Origin of the sequence: Ensifer sp. ENS07, from assembly GCF_014852185.1 — a bacterium.
In the GTDB taxonomy this organism is placed as follows: Bacteria; Pseudomonadota; Alphaproteobacteria; order Rhizobiales; family Rhizobiaceae; genus Ensifer; species Ensifer adhaerens.
In genome coordinates this window covers 131,431-149,776 of sequence record NZ_JACVBE010000006.1, presented here as the reverse complement: position 1 = coordinate 149,776, position 18,346 = coordinate 131,431, and the positions used below count along the sequence as shown (strand labels likewise).

Below are 18,346 nucleotides of genomic sequence, written 5' to 3'. Positions count from 1 at the left end.
ATGGAAAAAGAGCAGATGACAAGCGCACGAGAAGACACCGCTGCTAGATCGGGCACGCGCATCGATCAGAACCGCGTGAAGGATCTGGCAATCCGCCTTACGTCCTGGCCCAGCGAAAGCGGTACACCGGGCGAAGCGTCGTTCGCCGATCGGCTGCATGCCCTTTTGAGTGACCTTCCCTATTTCCGTGAGCATCCGCAAGACTTGCGACTTGTCGACAGCCACGGCGATCCGTTGACCCGCAACGTCGTCGCACTTGTGCGGGGCACTGGTGCCCGAACACTCGTGATGGCCGGTCATTTCGACACCGTTTCCACCGACAACTATCATGAGCTCAAGCCACTTGCCTGCGACAGCCTCCAATTGAAAGACGCGCTGATCGAAAGCCTTTCGGGACGCAGCGACCGCTCCGAGCAGGAAGAGCGAGCACTGCTGGATCTGCAGAGCGGAGATTTCCTTCCCGGCCGCGGCCTGCTCGACATGAAGAGCGGTATCGCCGTTGCCATCGCCTGCCTGGAGAGTTTTGCAGCTGACCCCGCGCGCCAGGGCAATTTGATGATGGTCGCCACGCCGGACGAAGAACGCGAAAGCCGCGGCATGCGATCATTTCGAGATGCGCTGCCGGGTCTCGTGCAGGATTTCGGCGTCGAGATCGCGGCGGCCATCAATCTCGACGTGACCTCCGATCAGGGTGACGGCCGCGAGGGTCGAGCGGTCTATGCCGGAACGATCGGCAAGCTTCTTCCCTTTGCGCTGGTAATCGGCTGCAGCTCTCACGCCAGTTATCCGTTCGAGGGTGTCAGCGCCCAAGCGATGGCCGCAGGGATCTTGGCACGTCTCGAAGGCAACGCTTCACTGGCGGATCGCGACGAAATCGACGTTTCGCCACCGCCGATCTGCCTCGAAGCAAAGGACCTCAGGGACGGGTACGAAGTCACCACACCAGAGCGCTTCTGGATTGCTTTCAATTGGCTCTACCATGCCATGACAGCGGAAGAATTGTTCGACCGGTTCAAGCGCGAGGTGCTGACCGGCGCGACCGAGGCAGTGGATCGCTTTGCCATCCAATCTTCCGAATTCGGCAAGCTTGTCGGCCGAAGCGCCGGGGCGACACCCGCAAAACCGCGTCTGCTGACCTTTCAGGAGTTGCGAACGCTGGCAGCGCAGAATTGCCGAGAGGATTTCAACTCTCTTTACACGGCTCAGAAGAAGGCGCTTTCGGGTATCGACAATCCGTTGCTCCTGACACGTCAGCTGACCGAATGGTTGGTCGGCATTGCCCGCTTGTCCGGTCCAGCGATCGTCGTCGGTTTCTCGGGTCTGCACTACCCGTCGAGCCACCTGCGCCTCGCTGAAGCAAACGATCGATCGCTTCACCAGGCGATCGAGAAAGCCCGCGCCGGCCTCGGCAACGATCCCGAGCGCAGCCTCGTATGGAAGCCCCATTTCCAGGGCATATCGGATATGAGCTTCCTGGGTCTTTCGGCCGACGGAAGTCAGGTCGTTTCGGACAACACACCCATCTCACGATTGATCGACCAGCCGCCTGAAGACGCGCTACGGTTCCCGGCAGTCAATCTCGGCCCCTGGGGGCGCGAGTTTCATCAGAAATTCGAACGCGTATACGAGCCCTACGCCTTTGGCGTCTTGCCGGACCTCGTATCCGAAATCGCCAGAACGTTTCTCGCCGACAGCCACGGCGCAAGCTAAACTCTCCTGCACCCTGTCGGATCTAGGCGACCCGAAACATCCCATGAGGAAACGAGCTCAATGAGCACTCATTCGAACCTGAACATTGTCCCATTTGTCAGCGTCGATCACATGATGCGCCTCGTGCTGAAGATTGGCATCGAGACGTTTCTCACCGAACTTGCCGCGGTGATAGAGGAAGATTTTCGCCGCTGGGAACAGTTCGACAAGACCCCACGTGTCGCATCGCATTCCGCAGAGGGTGTGATCGAGCTGATGCCGACAAGCGACGGAACGCTCTATGGCTTCAAGTACGTCAATGGCCATCCCAAGAATACGAAAGAAGGGCGCCAGACCGTCACCGCCTTCGGCGTGCTGTCGGACGTCGGCAACGGTTATCCGATGCTGCTGTCGGAAATGACGATCCTCACGGCCCTGCGCACGGCCGCCATGTCGGCTGTGGCGGCAAAGCACCTTGCTCGGCCGAACTCGAAAACCATGGCCATCATCGGCAATGGCGCGCAAAGCGAATTCCAGGCCCTTGCCTTCAAGGCGATCCTTGGCGTGACGGATTTGCGCCTCTGCGACCTCGATCCGACCGCCACCGAACGGTGCGCAAGGAACCTCGAAGGCAAAGGCTTCTCGATCACGGCGTGCGCATCCTCACAGGAGGCCGTGGAAGGTTCAGACATCATCACGACCGTCACCGCAGACAAGCAATACGCGACGATCCTGTCCGACAACATGGTCGGACCGGGCGTTCACATCAATGCCGTCGGCGGCGACTGCCCGGGCAAGACCGAGCTGCACAAGGACATCCTGCTGCGCTCGGATATCTTCGTCGAATATCCGCTGCAGACCCGGATTGAGGGTGAAATCCAGCAACTCGACGCTGATTACCCCGTAAAGGAACTCTGGGAGGTCATCGCAGGCAAGCGCCAAGGTCGGCAGTCGGAGAGGACCATCACGCTGTTCGACAGCGTCGGGTTTGCAATTGAGGACTTCTCGGCCCTGCGTTACGTACGCAGCAAACTGGAGGAAACGGGGCTTTACACTGATCTCGACTTGCTCGCCGATCCCGATGAACCACGGGATCTCTATGGTATGCTCCTGCGATGCGAGGCGAAGCTACACGCCGCATGAAAGTTGCAAGCGTCCCGTGCGGGCAGAGGAGGGGGATGCGTTAGGTTTCGGCATCTCGGAACCGTCTGACGTTCCTCCGGAGACGGCCCTGCTCAAGACCGGTAGAAAGCCAAAGCAATCCCACGGAGCCACGGTCTCGCCTGCGTTCCCGACGTTACATTATGCAATCCTCTTGGCCCAGAACGTGAACAACCCGGCAACAAGGTAGAGCCAGCTTCGCAACGGTAGGAATGCGCCCGTTCGGCGCGTTCCTACCCATCAAGGCTAAGTAGCTTTATCCCGCGATGCTCAGGCACAGGAGCCCGCCTGATCAGGCTTTCAGGAAGACCAGCGCTCGCAGGATCTCCGCAAAATCCGCATGCTTGAAGGCGACGGCGCGAGGGCCGTGCGCATAGGCACCGGGATACCAGCCGGCACGATAGGCATCTGTCGGATTGTTGAACTCGATCACCACTTCGTAGCGCTCGGCCCTGGGCGGCAGCACCTGAGCGAAATCGCCGGACAGCGCTTCTGCCACGCCTTCACGAATAAGCCGGCGCGACCAGGCAGGCGAGATCGACGTCGTCGAACGACCTTTACCCTCCAGTGTTTCCACGGACTTCAGCCCCGGCACCATCGCCCGCGCCTCAGAGCAAATACCGGCATCGCCGGCAAGGAAGACCGACGGTACACCGTAACCGGCGGCACAGAGCGCGTTGACGGTAAATTCCGAGGCGACCTCTCCGTTCAGAATCAGGCGCGAGATGCGCATGGTGGAGGTATGGGCGAGCGGATTTGCCTCGCTGCCCGCTTTGGAGTGGTAGCCCGTATAGATCGCGGCTGCGAAGCCGGCATCGAGGCCGAACATCATCGCATCGGGATGGCCGGACCAGCCGCGAACGATGCGGACGTAGTCCGGCAGGCGATCGAGAATGAGGTTACGACCGCTGTCATGGGCGTCTTTCACCACGACTTCGGTCGCACCGGCGGCACGCGCGCCCTCGCAGGCGGCGACCACCTCGGCGGTCATCAGGGCGCGAAATTCGGTCCAGTCGGCATGGGTGCGCTCGGCTTCGTCCCATTGCGCGATGCCTGCGGTGCCTTCGATGTCAGCGGAAATGAAGACTTTCATGGGTGGTTCCTCTATCGGTCAATCGGGAAAAGCGAGATAGATGCGGTCGTTTCAGGCAGGCATCGCGAAGGCCAAGCAGAGCGCGTTCGGCGCCGCCGACCGCGGGGCTTTCGCGGCCACTTGGGCAAGTTATCGGCGAGGCGCGTCTGACTGGTGATCGGCGATTTGCATGTCGTTTCACGGAACATTGGTGCAGCTCGCCGCCACAGGCCAATTCAATTTGGGCAAAACCCCATGCAAAAATCGCCTAACGCCTGAGAGGAGCATGCGTGCGTGCACGGTCGCTAGCGCGGAGTTCTCGCCGACGCTCAAAGTCGGTGAGAACTCCACACGCAGGTCTAGAGAAGTTCGCCCATCGACTGGAGGAGCCGATCGATCTGATCGGTCGTGTGCTCGGAAAACACCGCAAGCCGCATGGTCGCAACATCTGACGCGTCGGAATAACCACCAGGCTGCTGCACCCTGACGATGATGTCGCGCTCCGCCAGACGATCGCGCAGCTGTTCGAGGTCGGTGACGCCCTTGATGGTGACGATCGGTACCGGCGTGTCGGCAACGTCGAACCCGAGGGTCCGCAACCCGCTGCGCATATGCTTGACGTTGCGAACGAGGTTGGCGCGCTTTTCCGGTGTGGCCTGCAGAACGCGCAACGATGCGGCTGCAGCGGCTGCAAGACCCGGTGGCGCCGGCGAGGCACCACGCATGATCATGGCATTGCCCGCGATGTTGGCGGCCAGATCCGCACTACTGGGAACGATGCCGCCGAGCGCGCCGAACGCCTTGCTCATCGTGCCCGCGAGATAGTTGCCCTCGCCTTCGAGCCCCGCGTGCTGCAGCGATCCGCGGCCGGTCTCACCAAGGACGCCGACACCGTGGGAATCGTCGATGCAGAGCAGCGCACCATCATAGGGGGCCATGGCCTGCCGGTAATCCCCAAGTGGCGCCAACCGCCCGGACGACGGAAAGACACCGTCGGTCAGCACTGCCGGCCGCTCGCCCGCCTTCACATGCAACGACAGTTGCGCAGCAAGATCCTCCGGATCGGCATGCCGAAATTCATGAACCCGTTTGCCGAGCGTCGGGATCGCGTCGCGGGTGCTGTAATGCGTTGCGCAATCCATGAGGATGACATCGAATTCGTCGCGCAGCCCCTGCAGCAACACCATGGGGCTGGTGTAGCCGGAAATCATGTAGACGACCTCGTCTGTGCCGAACCAGTCGCGCAACCGCTCCTGCAAATCGGCATAGACCTGCATATGGGCGAGCGTCCCCGGCCCCATGCCGTAGCGCCTCGTCGCTTCGCAGGCCGCCTCGATCACTTCGGAGTGGCCATGCAGGCAGAAGTACGACGTACCGCAATAATAGTCGACCTCGCGCCCGCCGATGAACATGCGGGCGCCAAGAGGTGACTCCATCTTGATTGGAGCGGTCATGGTCACGCCGCTTCGGCCTGGGACGGGCTGCGTCGCTCCAGGAACATCGGCCCGACGCGAATGCCGCGCTTGCCGTTGTCGTCGACGGCATCAAGTTCGAGGATCTCGTCTTCGTAAAGCCGTCCATGCATGCGGAAGCGTCCCTCCTCCACCGGCTCGCATGTGTGCGTGCAGAAGTACTCGATCAGGCATTTCAGGCCGCCATGGCTGTAGGTCAGGTAGGTGATGTTGAAGTCCGGCCCGTATTCGCCGAGATGCGGCGCAATGGCGTCGGGCACAGTCTCGTCTTCAGGCGTCTCTATGCGTGTCCAGCTTGTATCCCGCCAGGCGAGCTTGCCGGCTGCCGGGAAGGAGAGGTTCATATGGGCATAGTCCGCGCCGCGCCCGTAGATGCGACCGTCGATGACGAAATCGTTGCCCGCCACCGGACGGATCCGATGCGGAACGCCCTCGCCCATCAGGTAGACCTTGCCGTCCTTGGATTTGACCTCGACGATCTCCTGCGTGGCGTCGTCGCGGTAATAGCCCGGCAAGGCCTTGAACTGCGCTTCGGAGATCTCCGGCGGACGCTGTGTCCGCTCCGGCATCGTGCCCATCTTGCGCTCGGCAAGAACGATGCGCACGCCGTCGACCCCAAGCCGGGAGGCAATCTGGTTGGCGAAATCAAGGGTCGCAAAAATAAGCACGCCGACGCCGGCGGCAGGCAAAAGCATCATCTGCGAAGCATAACCATAGACAGCGCCACCATGGCCGACCGAGGTCCAGCCGTCGACGTCACCGGAACCAAAGCACAGGCCATACCCGTTGAGCGTCTTGTCGTGGCCGGCCGGACGTTTGCCGAACGGTGTCCACATCTCGCGCAGCGACGCCGGCGAGATGATCGAATTGCCGGCAGCGTCAAAGCCGCCGCGCAGCAGGCACTGGGCGTAGCGTGCCATATCGCCGGTGGTGGAAAAGATGTTGCCGGCCGGCGAGCCGCCAAGGCTGAACACCGGCGCCGGCGTATCGCCGTCGAGCGTCCACATGTCGGCCGGCGCAAGCCGCTCGCGAATGCCGGGCGCCATGCCGCAGGAGGAACTGTCCATGCCGAGCGGCTTTAGAATGTTGGTAGCGACATAGTCGGAATAGCTCTGGCCAGTGACGACCTCGATCACCCGACCGACGACGGCGATGCCGGCGTTGGAGTAATGCATCACCCCGAGGCTCGGATCCTGCTTCAAGGTCGAGCTGGCAAGCTCGTCGACCGTGTCCTCCAGCGGAGGACGGGTCGCGTCGAGATAGTGGCCACTCTTCGGTTCGCGCACGAGCCCGGCCGTATGGGTCATCAGCTTGCGCAGGCTGATGACCGAGCCGTAGGGCCCGCCTTCAGCGCCGGCGAACGGGTTCACCGGCTTGAATCCGGGCAGGTAGGTCGAGACGTCGACATCGATATCGACAAGGCCCTTTTCGACCAGTTGCATGATCGCCAGCGAGGTGAAGGTCTTGGTGATCGAGCCGATACGGAAGCACGTGTCCTTGCCCATGTCGAAATGGCGGTCATGGCGCTGGACATGGCCTTCGGCAAGCACACCGTCTCGGTCGACGAGGGCGTAGGAGATCGACGGGATCGCCTTGTCCTCGACCTCGTACCGGATCAGATCCTCGAACAGCTCGATGGAAGCAGCAGACAGAGGGGACATGGAAAATGCTCCTTGGTCGTAAAGGGATTAGGTCTCAATGGGCGTGGCGTGGGTCGAGCATGTCGCGCAGCGCATCGCCGACGAGGTTCCACGACAGTACGAAGAGGAAGACGGCCGCGCCGGGGAAGGCCAGCGTGTACCAGAACTGGAAGGGATTGCCGGGCTGACCGACGATCCAGTTGCGCGAATAGGCGATGAACTGGCCCCAGTCGGCATAACCTTCTTCGGTGCCAACGCCGAGGAAGCTGAGCGCTGAGGCGGACAGCACCATGGAACCGGTCGCCATCGTCGCGAGAACCAGCACCGGGAACATGGCGTTGGGCAGGATATGCAGGACGATCAGCCTGAGATCGCTGGCGCCGTAGCTCCTGGCTGCGTGGATGTAATCCATCTCGCGGATCCTCAGGATCTCGCTTCGAACGATGCGGGCATAACTCATCCAGCCGAACGTCGTCAGCGCGATCGTGATGGGCACGATGCCTTTGCCGAGCAAAGCCGTCAGCACCATGGCGGCGATCAGGAAGGGCACGGCCATGAACACGTCGACGATGCGCATCAGCACTTCCTCGACGACGCCGCCGTAATAGGCCGCGACAGCGCCGACGACCGTGCCGATCAGCACTGAGATCGCCACGACCCCGAGCCCGATCTTGAATGCCGTGCGCGTACCCCAGACGACGCCATAGAAGATGTCGTACTGGCCCTGGGTCGTGCCAAACACGGCCTCCGGCGAAGGCGGTTGCGGCGTCGCCAGGAAACCGGCGCGCGGCGTGTCGTAGGGCGAAAGCTGGAAGCTCTGTGGCGGGGCCAAGACGGGAGCGAAGACGGCGATCAGCACGAAAGCGAGCAGGATCACGACGCCAAACAGCGACACCGGATTGCGTGCGAGGTAACGAAGAAACTTCATTGCGTCTTCACCCTCGGGTCAAGCAACGGATAGATGAGATCGACGACCAGGTTCATCAGCACCAGCACGACCGCGAAATAGAGGCCGAAGCCGAGGACTGCGGGAAAGTCGAGATTGGCAGCGGTCTTGGCGGCGAACTGGCCGAGCCCGGCGTAGTCAAAGATGGTCTCGGTGATGACCACGCCACCCATCATCACGGCGAGTTCCATGCCGGCGATGGTTGCGAGCGGCAGAAGCGCGTTGCGCCTGGCGTGATGCAATTCGACGACGCGACGCGGCAGGCCCTTGGCGCGGGCGGTGCGTACGTAGTCCTGGCGCAGCGTTTCCAGCATCGAGGTGCGCATCACCCGCGTCATGCTGGCGACGTTGACATAGGTCAGCGTGATGACGGGCGCCGCAAGGTGACGAAGTGCATCGCCGAAGATCGCCAGGTTGCCGTTGAGCAGCGCGTCGATAGTATTGGCGCCGGTGTAGCGCACGAAATCGCCGGAGCTGACCACGGTTTGCGCCCACTGGCTGAGCCGGCCGGGCGGAAACCAGTCAAGCGCCGAATAGAAGATCAGCAGCATCAAGAGGCCGAAGACGTAAACCGGAAAGGACCAGCCGAGAATGGTGAAGATGCGGATGACGTGGTCGGGCCAGCGGTTGAGATAGATGCCGGCGCGCGAACCGAGGTAGACGGCGAGTAGCAGACAGGGCACGAAGGCGAGCACGACCAGCTCCAGCGTCGCCGGAAACAGCGACATCAGCGCCGTCGACACCGGTTGGCGGGCGGTCTCGGACCAGCCGAGATTGCCGCTGAGAACGCCGCCGATCCAGCGGCCGTACTGAATGTAGAAGGGATCGTTGAGCCCGTACTGCTCGATCATCCGACGGATGCTCTCCTGACCACCCTTGAGATAGTCGGGCGACGGCGCATAGGCCGCCAGTCTCTGTGTCGGCGAAAGCGACATCTGCAGCGCGAAGATCATCAACGACAGCGCGAAGAGGACGATCGGCAGCATCATCAGTCGTCTGAGTGCGTAATTCAGCACGGTTCACACGTTCCGATTTCAGGGAAAATGAAACACTGGCTGCCGGGCGGGATTGCCACCCGGCAGCCCTGGCCAATCAATCGTTGGCCTTGGTGACCGGGTAAAAGTCCCAGGCGCCGTAGAGGATCATGTTGTCGACATAACCATCGATGTTGCTGCGGGTGACGACGTAGCCGAAGTCCTCCCAGAGGAACTGGGTGGTGGCGTATTCGTACGACATCTCCTGCAGCTTGGCGTAGATCGGCTCGCGAACCGCCGGATCGACCGATGCCCAGGCTTCATCCAGGAGCGGCTTAAACTTCTCCGCCATCAGGTCGCGATAACCTTGGCCGACCATGCCGCCGACGAGACCCGTGGGCGAGAGGTAATAGCTGGCGGCACCGAGCGGACCGCCCGGGTCGGAATAGTCAGGACCCCAACCCATCACCGTCAAGGGTGCTGCCGGCTTTTCGCGGTTGTTGAGCTTGTCCGAAACGGATGCCCACGGCAGAGCCTGGATCTGCATCTTGAACTTCGGATTGATGCGCGACAGGCCCTGCTGCAGCGCCGAGAGTGCCGCCGTCAGCTGCGGGTTGCCTTCGGTCACATAGGCGGTGAAGGCAAAGCCGGTATCCCAGAGCTTGCCGCCGAATGCCTTCTTGAAGTGTTCTTCGGCCTTGGCGGGATCGTAGCTGTAGACAGGTGAATCCGGGCGGTAACCCATGATGCCGCGAACCGTCGGCCCACGAGACTGCACGGTCTTGTTGAGCAGCACCTGGGTAAGCAGCGCGTCGTAGTTCTGGGCGTAGTTGAAGCCCTTGCGCACGTCGATGTCGGCGAAGAAGTCCGGCGGAATGCCGGCACCGTCGAGCTTGCCGCTGCCGATGGCCGGATTGTCGTTGTCGTCGAGCGGCCAGGCGAAGAAGATGCCGCGCGAGAACACCTTCTGCAGGCCGTCAATGACCTTGACGCCTTCGGTCTTGCTGAGTTCGTCGATGAACTCGACGGGTGCCGTGACGAAATCGGCGTCACCGGACAGTAGCTGGAGACGCCGCGTCGTCCATTCCGGAACGGTGCGCATCACCACCCGCTCAAGCTTTGCAGGGCCCATGAAGTAGTTGTCGAAGCGCTTCAACGTGATGCGCCGGTCGGTTCGGTCCCATTCCTCGAGCATGAACGGCCCGGTGCCATTTTCTTCCGCAAACAGCGGATTGGCGCCGAGTTCCGGACGGTAATGGGCCTTCCAGGTGTCGCCCGACCCATCCCAGCCGCCGACCGAGGCAACCCATTCCTTGTCGAGCACCGAGGTGCCGAAGGGCAGCGCGATCACCCCAAGCGTGGCCGGAAACGACTTCGGCAGTTTCAGCGTGACATTGTCGCCGTCGACGACGATCTGCGAGGCGAGCTGGTCATAGACCTTGCGCAGAACCTCGGGGCTGGCGTCATCGATCGATTTGACCTCGCCTTCGGTTTCGACCCACTTGGCGATATCGGTATATTTGCCGGCGGTGATCACCTCGGTGATCGCGTTCGACATCCACGACTGCCCCTGAAGGATGGCGCGCAACAGCGAATAGCGCACGTCTTCGGGCGTGATCTGGCCGTAACCCGGCTCGATCGTCGCCTTCTGGGCGTCGGTCAGCTTGTCGTAGTATTCCCAGGTGACTTTGCCGTCGGCGCCCTTGATCCCGACCTTGTGGGCGAGAACGCCTTTGCGGATCGGGAAGGTATAGCTCACCGAGCCATCGGCCGCCTGCTTGATGAGGCCGTTTTCGAGCGACGGTACTTCGGTCGACAGCGACGGCACGAACTCGGAGATCTTCGAGCCGTTGAAGTTCAACAAGCGACTGTAGATGTTGAGAGCGCCGTAAGAGCTCGGCGTGTTGGCGATATAGGCCGGATCGAACGACTGGATGTCGTCGGTCCACATGAAGACGAAAGTGCCGGGGTTCTTGGTCTCGGCCATAGCGGGCGCAGCCGCGATGCCGAGCCCCAAGCACAGAGCTAGGGCTAAGGTGCGTTTCATCGTTGTTCCCATTTGGTGGAGGCGGAAGTTTTCTTCTCGTTATAGGGGAGGCTAGAAGAGCGCTTGCAGGTCTGTCCAATGTGTAATTAGGATAGACTATGCAAATCACGCATGAGGGCCGGCATGGAACTGCAATGGCTTGAAGATTTTCTCGAAATCGCCGCCACGCGGAACTTTTCGACGGCGGCGACTGCGCGCAACATTTCGCAGCCGGCCTTCAGTCGCCGCATCAAATCGCTTGAGAACTGGATCGGCACGGACTTGATCGACCGCAGCACCTATCCCGTGCAATTGACACGGGCGGGAACGATGTTCCTTCCGGGTTGCCAGCGTCTCGTGCGTGAGGCCTACAGGCTGCGCACCGATTGCCGCAATGTCGCGGGCGAAAGCTCGGCCATGCTGACATTTACCTCGCTGCATACGCTGGCGATGTATTTTTTCCCGAGATGGATCGGCTCGCCGCTGATCTCGCGGATACCGCTTCGCACCAGCATGCATGCCGCCGACTTCCTTGAAAGCATCGATCATCTGTGTTCGGGCCAGTGCGATTTTGCCATCACCTATGTGCATCCCGATGGCCCGCCGGTGCTGGAAGGTGGTCCGTTCGAATCCCTGCAAATCGGCAAGGACAGGCTCATCCTGGTGTCGGGAACCGACGAGAGCGGCCGGCCGCTGTTCGACATCGACGGGCCCGAAAGCACGGAGATCCCTTATCTCGCCTATTCCTGGAGCGACGGCTACATCGGCAAGCTGGCGACCTTGATCCAGTCGCGCTGGCGCCGGCCGCTCAATCTCAGCATCGTCTATCAGTCGGGCCTCGCCGATGGCCTAAAGCACATGGCCGTCGCCGGGCGTGGCGTCGCCTGGCTGCCGCAGATCTGTGTGGCGGAAGCCCTGCGCCAAGGCCGCCTCGTCCAGATCGGCGGACCACAGATGTCGCTCGAAATGGAGATCCGTATCTTCAGGCGCGCCGGCCCTGGCAGCGCCGACAGCGATGGGTTGTGGCAGCATCTCAAGCAGTGTGCGGCATTGCCACAGTACAAGAACGGATTCGATGCCGGCATCGACGCCGCCTGAAGCACCGTCATAACCCAAATCGCCCGACCGAGGCCATATGCGAAGACAGGCGACACGATGCAGAAAGCGCATAGTTTCGATTGCCACATTCGCGACACATTGATTTCACTCGGTTTTGCGGCACGGACCGAAGCCGATTGCGTGCCGCCCGGGCACTGACGGCCTGCCTCGCAGGGAGTTCTCCGCCACCCGAGCATATTGACAGGATGCAACCCCGTTGCGAGACCTGATAGGGCAACGTCCCCTCGAAATCGGGTCCATGTGCTGATGTTCCTGTCTAAATCCGCGCCCCCTGAACTGCCCGAGGATGTCATCCTATCCGTCGAAGACCTTGAGGTTTCCTTCGCGGCCGGCACCCGCTCACAGCTGCGCGCGGTGCGGGGCGTCTCCTTCCGCATCGCGCGCGGCGAGACAGTTGCGCTGGTCGGCGAGTCCGGATCCGGCAAATCTGTGACCGCCATGACGATCATGCGTTTGACCGAGTATGATGGCGCGGCGATTACCGGCGGGCGGGTGCTGATGCGCTTGAAGGACGGCAAGGTCGCCGACCTCGCGACATTGTCGGAAAAGCGGATCGAAGCCCTTCGTGGCGCGGACATCTCGATCGTTTTCCAGGACCCGATGTCGAGCCTGAACCCGGTCTTTACCGTCGGCGACCAGATTGCCGAAGCGGTGATCCATCACCAGCACAAGACACCCGGGGAAGCGCGCCAGATCGCGCTCAACACCCTCAAGCTGGTACGTGTGCCCGATGCGGAACGCAGGCTCGACCAGTATCCTCACCAGCTCTCCGGCGGCATGCGCCAGCGCGTCATGATCGCTATTGCGCTCGCCTGCCGCCCGTCGCTGATGATCCTCGACGAGCCGACGACTGCACTCGACGTGACCATTCAGGCGCAGATCCTCGATCTGGTTCGCGCCCTGCAGCACGAAATCGGCATGTCGGTGCTGTTCATTACCCACGACATGGGCGTCGTTGCGGAAGTCGCAGACCGGGTCTGCGTGATGCTCAAGGGTGAAATCGTCGAGACGGGTTCGGTTTACGACATCTTCGCCAAGCCGAAGCATGCCTACACGCGCGCCCTGATTTCCGCCGTGCCGCGCCTCGGCAGCATGGCCGACAAGGATGCGCCGGAGAAATTTCCGCTGCTGGTGTTCGAACCGGAGCGGCAGCCCGCGGAGGCGACAGAATGAACGCGCCGGCTCATATGACGCAATCCCCTCGCCCACTCGTCGAGGTGCGAAACCTGGTGACGCGCTTCGATCTCAAGGCCGGGCTGTTCGGCCACGTCTCCGGTCGGGTGCACGCGGTGGAGAACGTCTCCTTCGACATTTTTCCCGGTGAGACCCTGGCGCTGGTCGGTGAATCCGGCTGCGGCAAGTCGACGGTCGCCCGCTCGCTCATGCAGCTCGATCGACCGCGCTCTGGCTCCATCCGCTTTGATGGAACCGAACTGATCGGCGCGCCGCGCCCTGTCCTCGCGCAATTTCGGCGCGAAGCGCAGATGGTCTTCCAGGATCCGTTTTCTTCGCTCAACCCGCGCATGACGATCGAGCAATCGCTGATGGATCCGATGCGGGTCCACAAGCTTGGTTCGACCGGGGACATGCGCGCCCGCGCTGCCGAACTTCTGGCAAAGGTCGAGCTTTCGCCTGAGCATCTCGAGCGCTATCCGCATGCATTTTCCGGTGGGCAGCGCCAGCGCATCTGTATCGCCCGGGCGCTTGCGCTCAACCCGCGTCTCATCGTCGCCGACGAAGCAGTCGCTTCGCTCGACGTGACGATCCAGGCGCAGGTGATCAACCTACTCATGGACCTGCAGCGCGAGATGCAGATCGCTCTTCTGTTCATCAGCCACGATATGGCGGTGGTGGAGCGCATCGCTCACCGCGTTGCGGTCATGTATCTCGGCGAAATCGTCGAGATCGGCGATCGCCGCTCGGTGTTTAGCAATCCGCAGCACCCCTATACCCGCAAGCTGCTATCGACCGTGCCGATTGCCGATCCGACGCGCCGTCCGGAAGGGCGCCAGCCGATGTCCGACGAAATTCCGAGTGCGGTGCGTGCGCCGGACTTCGTGCCTCGCGAACTGCCGATGCGGCAGATCTCATCGACCCACTACGTGCGCCAGGTCGCAACCGCCTGACAGTAGCCGCTATACCCCGTTCCAGATCAGAGTATCCCAACATGAGCACTTTCGAAGTGACGCAACCGGCTGCGAGCGCTGCCGGCATGGCGTCGACAGATATCCGCGACAGCGCAAGCGGGACCACGGCCGCAATGTTCCTGCGTCCAGCGGCCGCCGAGCGACCGACACCCTATATCGAGGTCGACGAGAAACGGCTCACCCGCAATATCAAGGCCATGCAGCAACGCGCCGATGCAGCCGGCGTGGCGATGTTTCCGCATGTGAAGACGCACAAGAGCCTCCACATCGCCCGGCAGCAGCTTGCCGCAGGTGCGCGCGGTATCACCGCCTCCAAGCCCAGCGAAGCGCTGGTCTTTGCCGAAGCCGGGATTGCGTCGATCATCCTGGCCTATCCCATCGTCCACGCGGCGTCGCTCGATCGCCTTCTGCCTGCGGTCAAGAAGCGTGGCGTGGAACTGCGCACGATCGCGGCGAGCGAAACAGGTGTCGATGCGCTGTCGGAGGCCGCCAGCCGGCACGGGGTCGAGATCGGCGTGTTCCTCAAGGTCGACGTTGGCCTCGGCCGCGTCGGCCTCAAACCCGTTGACCCGGCAGCGCCTGAACTGTGCGCGAGGATCGCCGGCGCCCCCGGTTTGCGATTTGCCGGACTGCTTTCGCACGCCGGACATGCCTACGGGGCTCCGGAGCCCCATGCCCTGGCCAAGATCGCCCACGACGAGGCCGAGACCCTCGCCGGTCTCGCCGAGAGGCTTCGGCAACGCGGGCTCGCCGTCGATTGCATTTCCGTCGGCGCAACGCCGACTTGCCTCGGTGCACCGCTGCCCCGGGAAGTCGATTACATCCGTCCCGGAAACTACGTCTTTCTGGACGGCACCGCCCTTCGGCTTGGCATCTGTACCGCCGACGACCTCGCGCTTTCAGTCGTCGCCCGCGTCGTCGCGTCGAACGACGCGCACTTCATCATCGACGCGGGTTCGAAGTCCATGAGCTCCGATCGGGGCGCACATGGCATGGGTGGCGCAGGGTTCGGCACCGTCGTCAGCGCCGAAGGCGATGGCGAAACCGGCCTGTGGACGCTCGAGCGACTGTCCGAGGAACACGGGTTCGTCCCCCATTCCGGGCGCCCCCTGCCGCTGGGCAGTCGCGTGCGCGTGTTCCCCAACCACTCCTGCGCCTCGATCGCCAACTTCGACAATTTCGTCCTGGCGCGCGCGGATGGCACTGCAGCCAACCTGCCGGTCGACGCCCGCAACGGTCAGACCTGAAGAGCGCACCGGCCTTTTCGGTCACCTGGGCGGCGATTGACCGCCGCCCGAGAGCGAGTTGAAGTTCTCGCTCCTTCGTCCATCATCAAGATGGATAGCTGGATTCTGAGACCTAGATCTCCCAAATATCGTTGCGACGCCAATATCAGTGCATCGAGAAGCCGACGCGGCTGATCGGACTTCAAATCTACTCCTCCAGTGCAAAGGATATGATCCATGAAAGTCCTAATGGTCCTCACTTCGCATGACACCCTCGGCAACACCGGCAAGAAGACAGGGTTCTGGCTCGAAGAGCTGGCGGCTCCCTATTACGTCTTTAGGGATGCCGGAGCCGAAATCACCCTTGCATCGCCCAAGGGCGGCCAACCGCCACTTGATCCGAAGAGCGATGAACCGATGTTTGAGACCGACCTCACTCGGCGTTTCAAGGCAGACCGGGCAGCCAAGGCTCAGCTCGCCGAGACGGTTCGCCTCGACAGCGTCAACCAAGGGGACTTCGACACCGTCTTCTATCCCGGCGGTCACGGTCCAATGTGGGATCTCGCCGAGGACGAAAACTCGATCAAGCTGCTCGAAGCCTTCATCGCGGCGGGCAAGACGATTGCCCTCGTATGCCACGCCCCCGGCGTTCTGCACCGCGTCAAGAACCCGGACGGCACGCCTTTCGTAGACGGGCGAAAGGTCACCGGCTTTACGAATTCCGAGGAAGCGGCCGTCGGCCTGACGGAGGTCGTGCCCTTCCTGGTGGAAGACGAGTTGCTCGGTCTCGGCGCGGTTTTCTCGAAGGTGAAGGACTGGGGCGTCCACACGGTCGTCGATGGCCGGCTCATCACCGGCCAGAATCCCGCCTCATCTGGCGAAACGGCAAAAGCCCTCCTGGCCGCCTTGAAACCGTGATCGAAGATTGGATCGGGGCGTCGCCAGAAAAGGCTGCCGCCTCGCCTTCCAGAAAGCGAACGAAGGCGTTCGTCTGCCCAACCGGGGCAATCGGCAAACAACCGAGGACCAACCTCAACTTCTCGCGCGCATCGTTCGGCTCGGCCTAAACATCGTTGGGAACCGTCCTCGAGTTGCAGCCGAGGAGATTTCGCGGAAGGTCCCAAAGATGGTGACGGCGGCCAAGCCCGGTAATGCACTTGATTGTCTTTCTCGATATACGCGCCGTATCTCATCAAGTCGCCGCAACGCCCGCAGCGTCCAGCGAATACGCTTCCCACTCATGATTGGCGGGCGGACTTGAAGTACTTCCCGACGACTCTCGCCACATCTTCATCGCTGGCGAACTCACCCCGGTCGGCTTCGGCCAACCCAACTTCAATCTCGGCAAGCTGCCATTCCTGTTGCTCAACGAAAGCTTCGATGGCTTTGGCAGCCATATAAGAACGGGACCGATCCAGCTTCTCAGCAAGCTGATCCAGCTTGTTCGCAGTTTCATTTTTTACACGCACGGTAAACGCAGCTGTCATAGGACCTAACTTCCTTGGTTCACCTTGATTAGCGATGAACCGCTCTGGTGCGTCAAGGTTCAAGACACCATGCAGCCGCCACGTGATTGGTCGGTTCTCCTGTCCTTAGAAATGTGATGGTCCATAGCAGCCCGTTCTAATGCCTTCCATGAGGCTCTTTTCAAAGCCGCCAATTCCCTCAATGCTGGATGAACAGGTTTCGGAATGCCGGTTCAAGAAAGCCCGGATATTTCTCGCCGATCAAACAATCGACTGGCGGTGTCACGGCGGCTGGCTGGGGAACCCAACCAGGCGTCAGTCCGCTCACTTCGAGCAGCAGCTTGTGGCGGATGGCGCTCGCAAAGTCCTCCGCCTTGCGCACGGGTATCATGAACGAACCGGGGCCGCCGATGACACATTCCGCATAGTATCGGTCAAGCGGAACGGTTGAATTAGCTGGCCTGATGAGGAGCACCAATCCATTGATTACGATCCCGCGCGCCAGAGCTTCATCGCGGGCGGCTGCGATTGGCAGTCCCGTGTTGTTGTACCCGTCACCGGAAAGGTCGAGGATGCGGCGCGCTCCGAAATGGGCGTTGGTTTCGATCCATTTCGTGCCGAAGAGGATTGCGCTCGAGATCGAGGTGCCGTGCCGCGTGCCGATCGGGCGGGCTTCAAGCTTGGCGGCGAAGGCTTCGGCATCCTGGGCGACTTCGATTACCTGCCAGGCGACGACGGACGATTCACTCACCTTCCCGTCCCATTCAAAATAGCCGATGGCAATGCGTCCAAGATAACCGCTTTTGACGGCGTTGATGAAATCCGGGTGTCGGAGCGCTTCCAGATAGCCGAGGCGCTGTACGCGCGCCTCCCCCATGTCGATCGAGCCCGATGTGTCGACCGCCAGAACGAGTTCCAAATCGACGTCCGGAGGCGCTGCGGCGGGCCGCAACGGATTTGCGACGAGAGCAAGGATCAGCACCAGTACGCGAAACATCGCATAGCCCCCACGGTGTCCTTGCTGCAGGATACCACAAAGCGGCCAGAGTGATTTAGCTTAAGCTAATCATCACGGCAGAAATGACCCCACTACAGCGTGCGTTTACACGTCGCGCGGACGCGCAAACAGCAGGCGCGGTCGCGAAGGGACACGCTCGGAAGCTCTTTTTGAGACCTTGCGCGCGGATGACATCGAGCCCAAAAAGAGCAACACTCCTCTCGCGCGGCCCTATGAGACGCAGGCCGTGGCCAGTTTGCTAGGCCGTAGGTGGGCGCATTCCCTAAGTCTCGGTCAGCCACACCGAGGAAAAATCTCATCCGACTGTAGCTTGACGTTTTATTCCAAGCTGGCGCTTCAAACAGAACCTCGCGCCTGCGCCGTAGAGGCACCGCCGGCTCGGGCGCGGGT

The 18,346-nt window shown here is 61.6% G+C and carries 13 protein-coding genes and 1 pseudogene; 6 read left to right on the top strand and 8 right to left on the bottom strand.

Annotated elements, in window-relative coordinates:
• The first annotated feature begins 15 nt into the window (after positions 1-15).
• Positions 16-1,710 carry a M20/M25/M40 family metallo-hydrolase gene (locus IB277_RS19995; protein ID WP_192371441.1) on the top strand — a complete coding sequence of 565 codons (1,695 nt, stop codon included), beginning with the start codon at positions 16-18 and terminating at the stop codon, positions 1,708-1,710.
• A gap of 60 nt (positions 1,711-1,770) precedes the next feature.
• A complete protein-coding gene (locus IB277_RS19990) occupies positions 1,771-2,832 on the top strand; it encodes an ornithine cyclodeaminase (RefSeq protein ID WP_192371440.1) in 1,062 nt (353 codons plus the stop codon).
• Positions 2,833-3,142: 310 nt separating this feature from the next.
• On the opposite strand, the gene IB277_RS19985 is transcribed toward IB277_RS19990, so the two are convergent.
• The 6 genes from IB277_RS19985 to IB277_RS19960 all read right to left on the bottom strand — a co-directional run bounded on the left by IB277_RS19985 (position 3,143) and on the right by IB277_RS19960 (position 11,001).
• Positions 3,143-3,943 (bottom strand): M55 family metallopeptidase, encoded by an 801-nt coding sequence (locus IB277_RS19985; RefSeq protein ID WP_192371439.1) that lies wholly within the window; start codon positions 3,941-3,943, stop codon positions 3,143-3,145.
• 338 nt (positions 3,944-4,281) lie between these two features.
• A complete protein-coding gene (locus IB277_RS19980) occupies positions 4,282-5,376 on the bottom strand; it encodes a pyridoxal phosphate-dependent aminotransferase family protein (protein ID WP_192371438.1) in 1,095 nt (364 codons plus the stop codon).
• A gap of 2 nt (positions 5,377-5,378) precedes the next feature.
• Positions 5,379-7,055: a serine hydrolase gene (locus IB277_RS19975; protein ID WP_192371437.1), complete on the bottom strand. Its 1,677-nt coding sequence runs from the start codon at positions 7,053-7,055 to the stop codon at positions 5,379-5,381.
• Positions 7,056-7,089: 34 nt separating this feature from the next.
• Positions 7,090-7,962 (bottom strand): ABC transporter permease, encoded by an 873-nt coding sequence (locus IB277_RS19970; protein ID WP_029742577.1) that lies wholly within the window; start codon positions 7,960-7,962, stop codon positions 7,090-7,092.
• Positions 7,959-8,996 (bottom strand): ABC transporter permease, encoded by a 1,038-nt coding sequence (locus tag IB277_RS19965; RefSeq protein ID WP_029742576.1) that lies wholly within the window; start codon positions 8,994-8,996, stop codon positions 7,959-7,961. Before IB277_RS19965 ends, IB277_RS19970 begins: the two co-directional genes overlap by 4 nt.
• A 76-nt stretch (positions 8,997-9,072) precedes the next feature.
• Positions 9,073-11,001, bottom strand: coding sequence for an ABC transporter substrate-binding protein (locus tag IB277_RS19960; protein WP_192371436.1), 1,929 nt, complete (start codon positions 10,999-11,001; stop codon positions 9,073-9,075).
• Between the two features lie 123 nt (positions 11,002-11,124).
• On the opposite strand from IB277_RS19960, the gene IB277_RS19955 reads away from it, so the two are divergent.
• The 4 genes and pseudogenes from IB277_RS19955 to IB277_RS19935 all read left to right on the top strand — a co-directional run bounded on the left by IB277_RS19955 (position 11,125) and on the right by IB277_RS19935 (position 16,390).
• Positions 11,125-12,078, top strand: a complete 954-nt coding sequence (locus IB277_RS19955) for a LysR family transcriptional regulator (RefSeq protein WP_192371435.1) — start codon at positions 11,125-11,127, stop codon at positions 12,076-12,078.
• A 267-nt stretch (positions 12,079-12,345) separates the two neighbouring features.
• Positions 12,346-14,225 (top strand): annotated as a pseudogene (locus IB277_RS38940) (ABC transporter ATP-binding protein).
• Positions 14,226-14,266: 41 nt separating this feature from the next.
• A complete protein-coding gene (locus IB277_RS19940) occupies positions 14,267-15,493 on the top strand; it encodes an alanine racemase (RefSeq protein WP_192371432.1) in 1,227 nt (408 codons plus the stop codon).
• A 216-nt stretch (positions 15,494-15,709) separates the two neighbouring features.
• Positions 15,710-16,390, top strand: a complete 681-nt coding sequence (locus IB277_RS19935; protein ID WP_192371431.1) for a type 1 glutamine amidotransferase domain-containing protein — start codon at positions 15,710-15,712, stop codon at positions 16,388-16,390.
• A 320-nt stretch (positions 16,391-16,710) separates the two neighbouring features.
• Here IB277_RS19935 and IB277_RS19930 read toward each other — a convergent pair whose 3' ends face one another.
• Both IB277_RS19930 and IB277_RS19925 read right to left on the bottom strand, forming a co-directional pair.
• Positions 16,711-16,959, bottom strand: a complete 249-nt coding sequence (locus IB277_RS19930) for a CopG family ribbon-helix-helix protein (protein WP_192371430.1) — start codon at positions 16,957-16,959, stop codon at positions 16,711-16,713.
• A gap of 178 nt (positions 16,960-17,137) precedes the next feature.
• Positions 17,138-17,935: a DUF1194 domain-containing protein gene (locus tag IB277_RS19925; RefSeq protein WP_192371429.1), complete on the bottom strand. Its 798-nt coding sequence runs from the start codon at positions 17,933-17,935 to the stop codon at positions 17,138-17,140.
• Between the last annotated feature and the right edge of the window lie 411 nt (positions 17,936-18,346).

Excerpts from the sequence above, each read along its gene's own strand:
- IB277_RS19995 (WP_192371441.1), top strand. The coding sequence starts at position 16 with ATGACAAGCGCACGAGAAGACACCGCTGCTAGATCGGGCACGCGCATC.
- IB277_RS19990 (WP_192371440.1), top strand. The coding sequence starts at position 1,771 with ATGAGCACTCATTCGAACCTGAACATTGTCCCATTTGTCAGCGTCGAT.
- IB277_RS19985 (WP_192371439.1), bottom strand. The coding sequence starts at position 3,943 with ATGAAAGTCTTCATTTCCGCTGACATCGAAGGCACCGCAGGCATCGCG.
- IB277_RS19980 (WP_192371438.1), bottom strand. The coding sequence starts at position 5,376 with ATGACCGCTCCAATCAAGATGGAGTCACCTCTTGGCGCCCGCATGTTC.
- IB277_RS19975 (WP_192371437.1), bottom strand. The coding sequence starts at position 7,055 with ATGTCCCCTCTGTCTGCTGCTTCCATCGAGCTGTTCGAGGATCTGATC.
- IB277_RS19970 (WP_029742577.1), bottom strand. The coding sequence starts at position 7,962 with ATGAAGTTTCTTCGTTACCTCGCACGCAATCCGGTGTCGCTGTTTGGC.
- IB277_RS19960 (WP_192371436.1), bottom strand. The coding sequence starts at position 11,001 with ATGAAACGCACCTTAGCCCTAGCTCTGTGCTTGGGGCTCGGCATCGCG.
- IB277_RS19955 (WP_192371435.1), top strand. The coding sequence starts at position 11,125 with ATGGAACTGCAATGGCTTGAAGATTTTCTCGAAATCGCCGCCACGCGG.
- IB277_RS19940 (WP_192371432.1), top strand. The coding sequence starts at position 14,267 with ATGAGCACTTTCGAAGTGACGCAACCGGCTGCGAGCGCTGCCGGCATG.
- IB277_RS19935 (WP_192371431.1), top strand. The coding sequence starts at position 15,710 with ATGAAAGTCCTAATGGTCCTCACTTCGCATGACACCCTCGGCAACACC.
- IB277_RS19930 (WP_192371430.1), bottom strand. The coding sequence starts at position 16,959 with ATGACAGCTGCGTTTACCGTGCGTGTAAAAAATGAAACTGCGAACAAG.
- IB277_RS19925 (WP_192371429.1), bottom strand. The coding sequence starts at position 17,935 with ATGTTTCGCGTACTGGTGCTGATCCTTGCTCTCGTCGCAAATCCGTTG.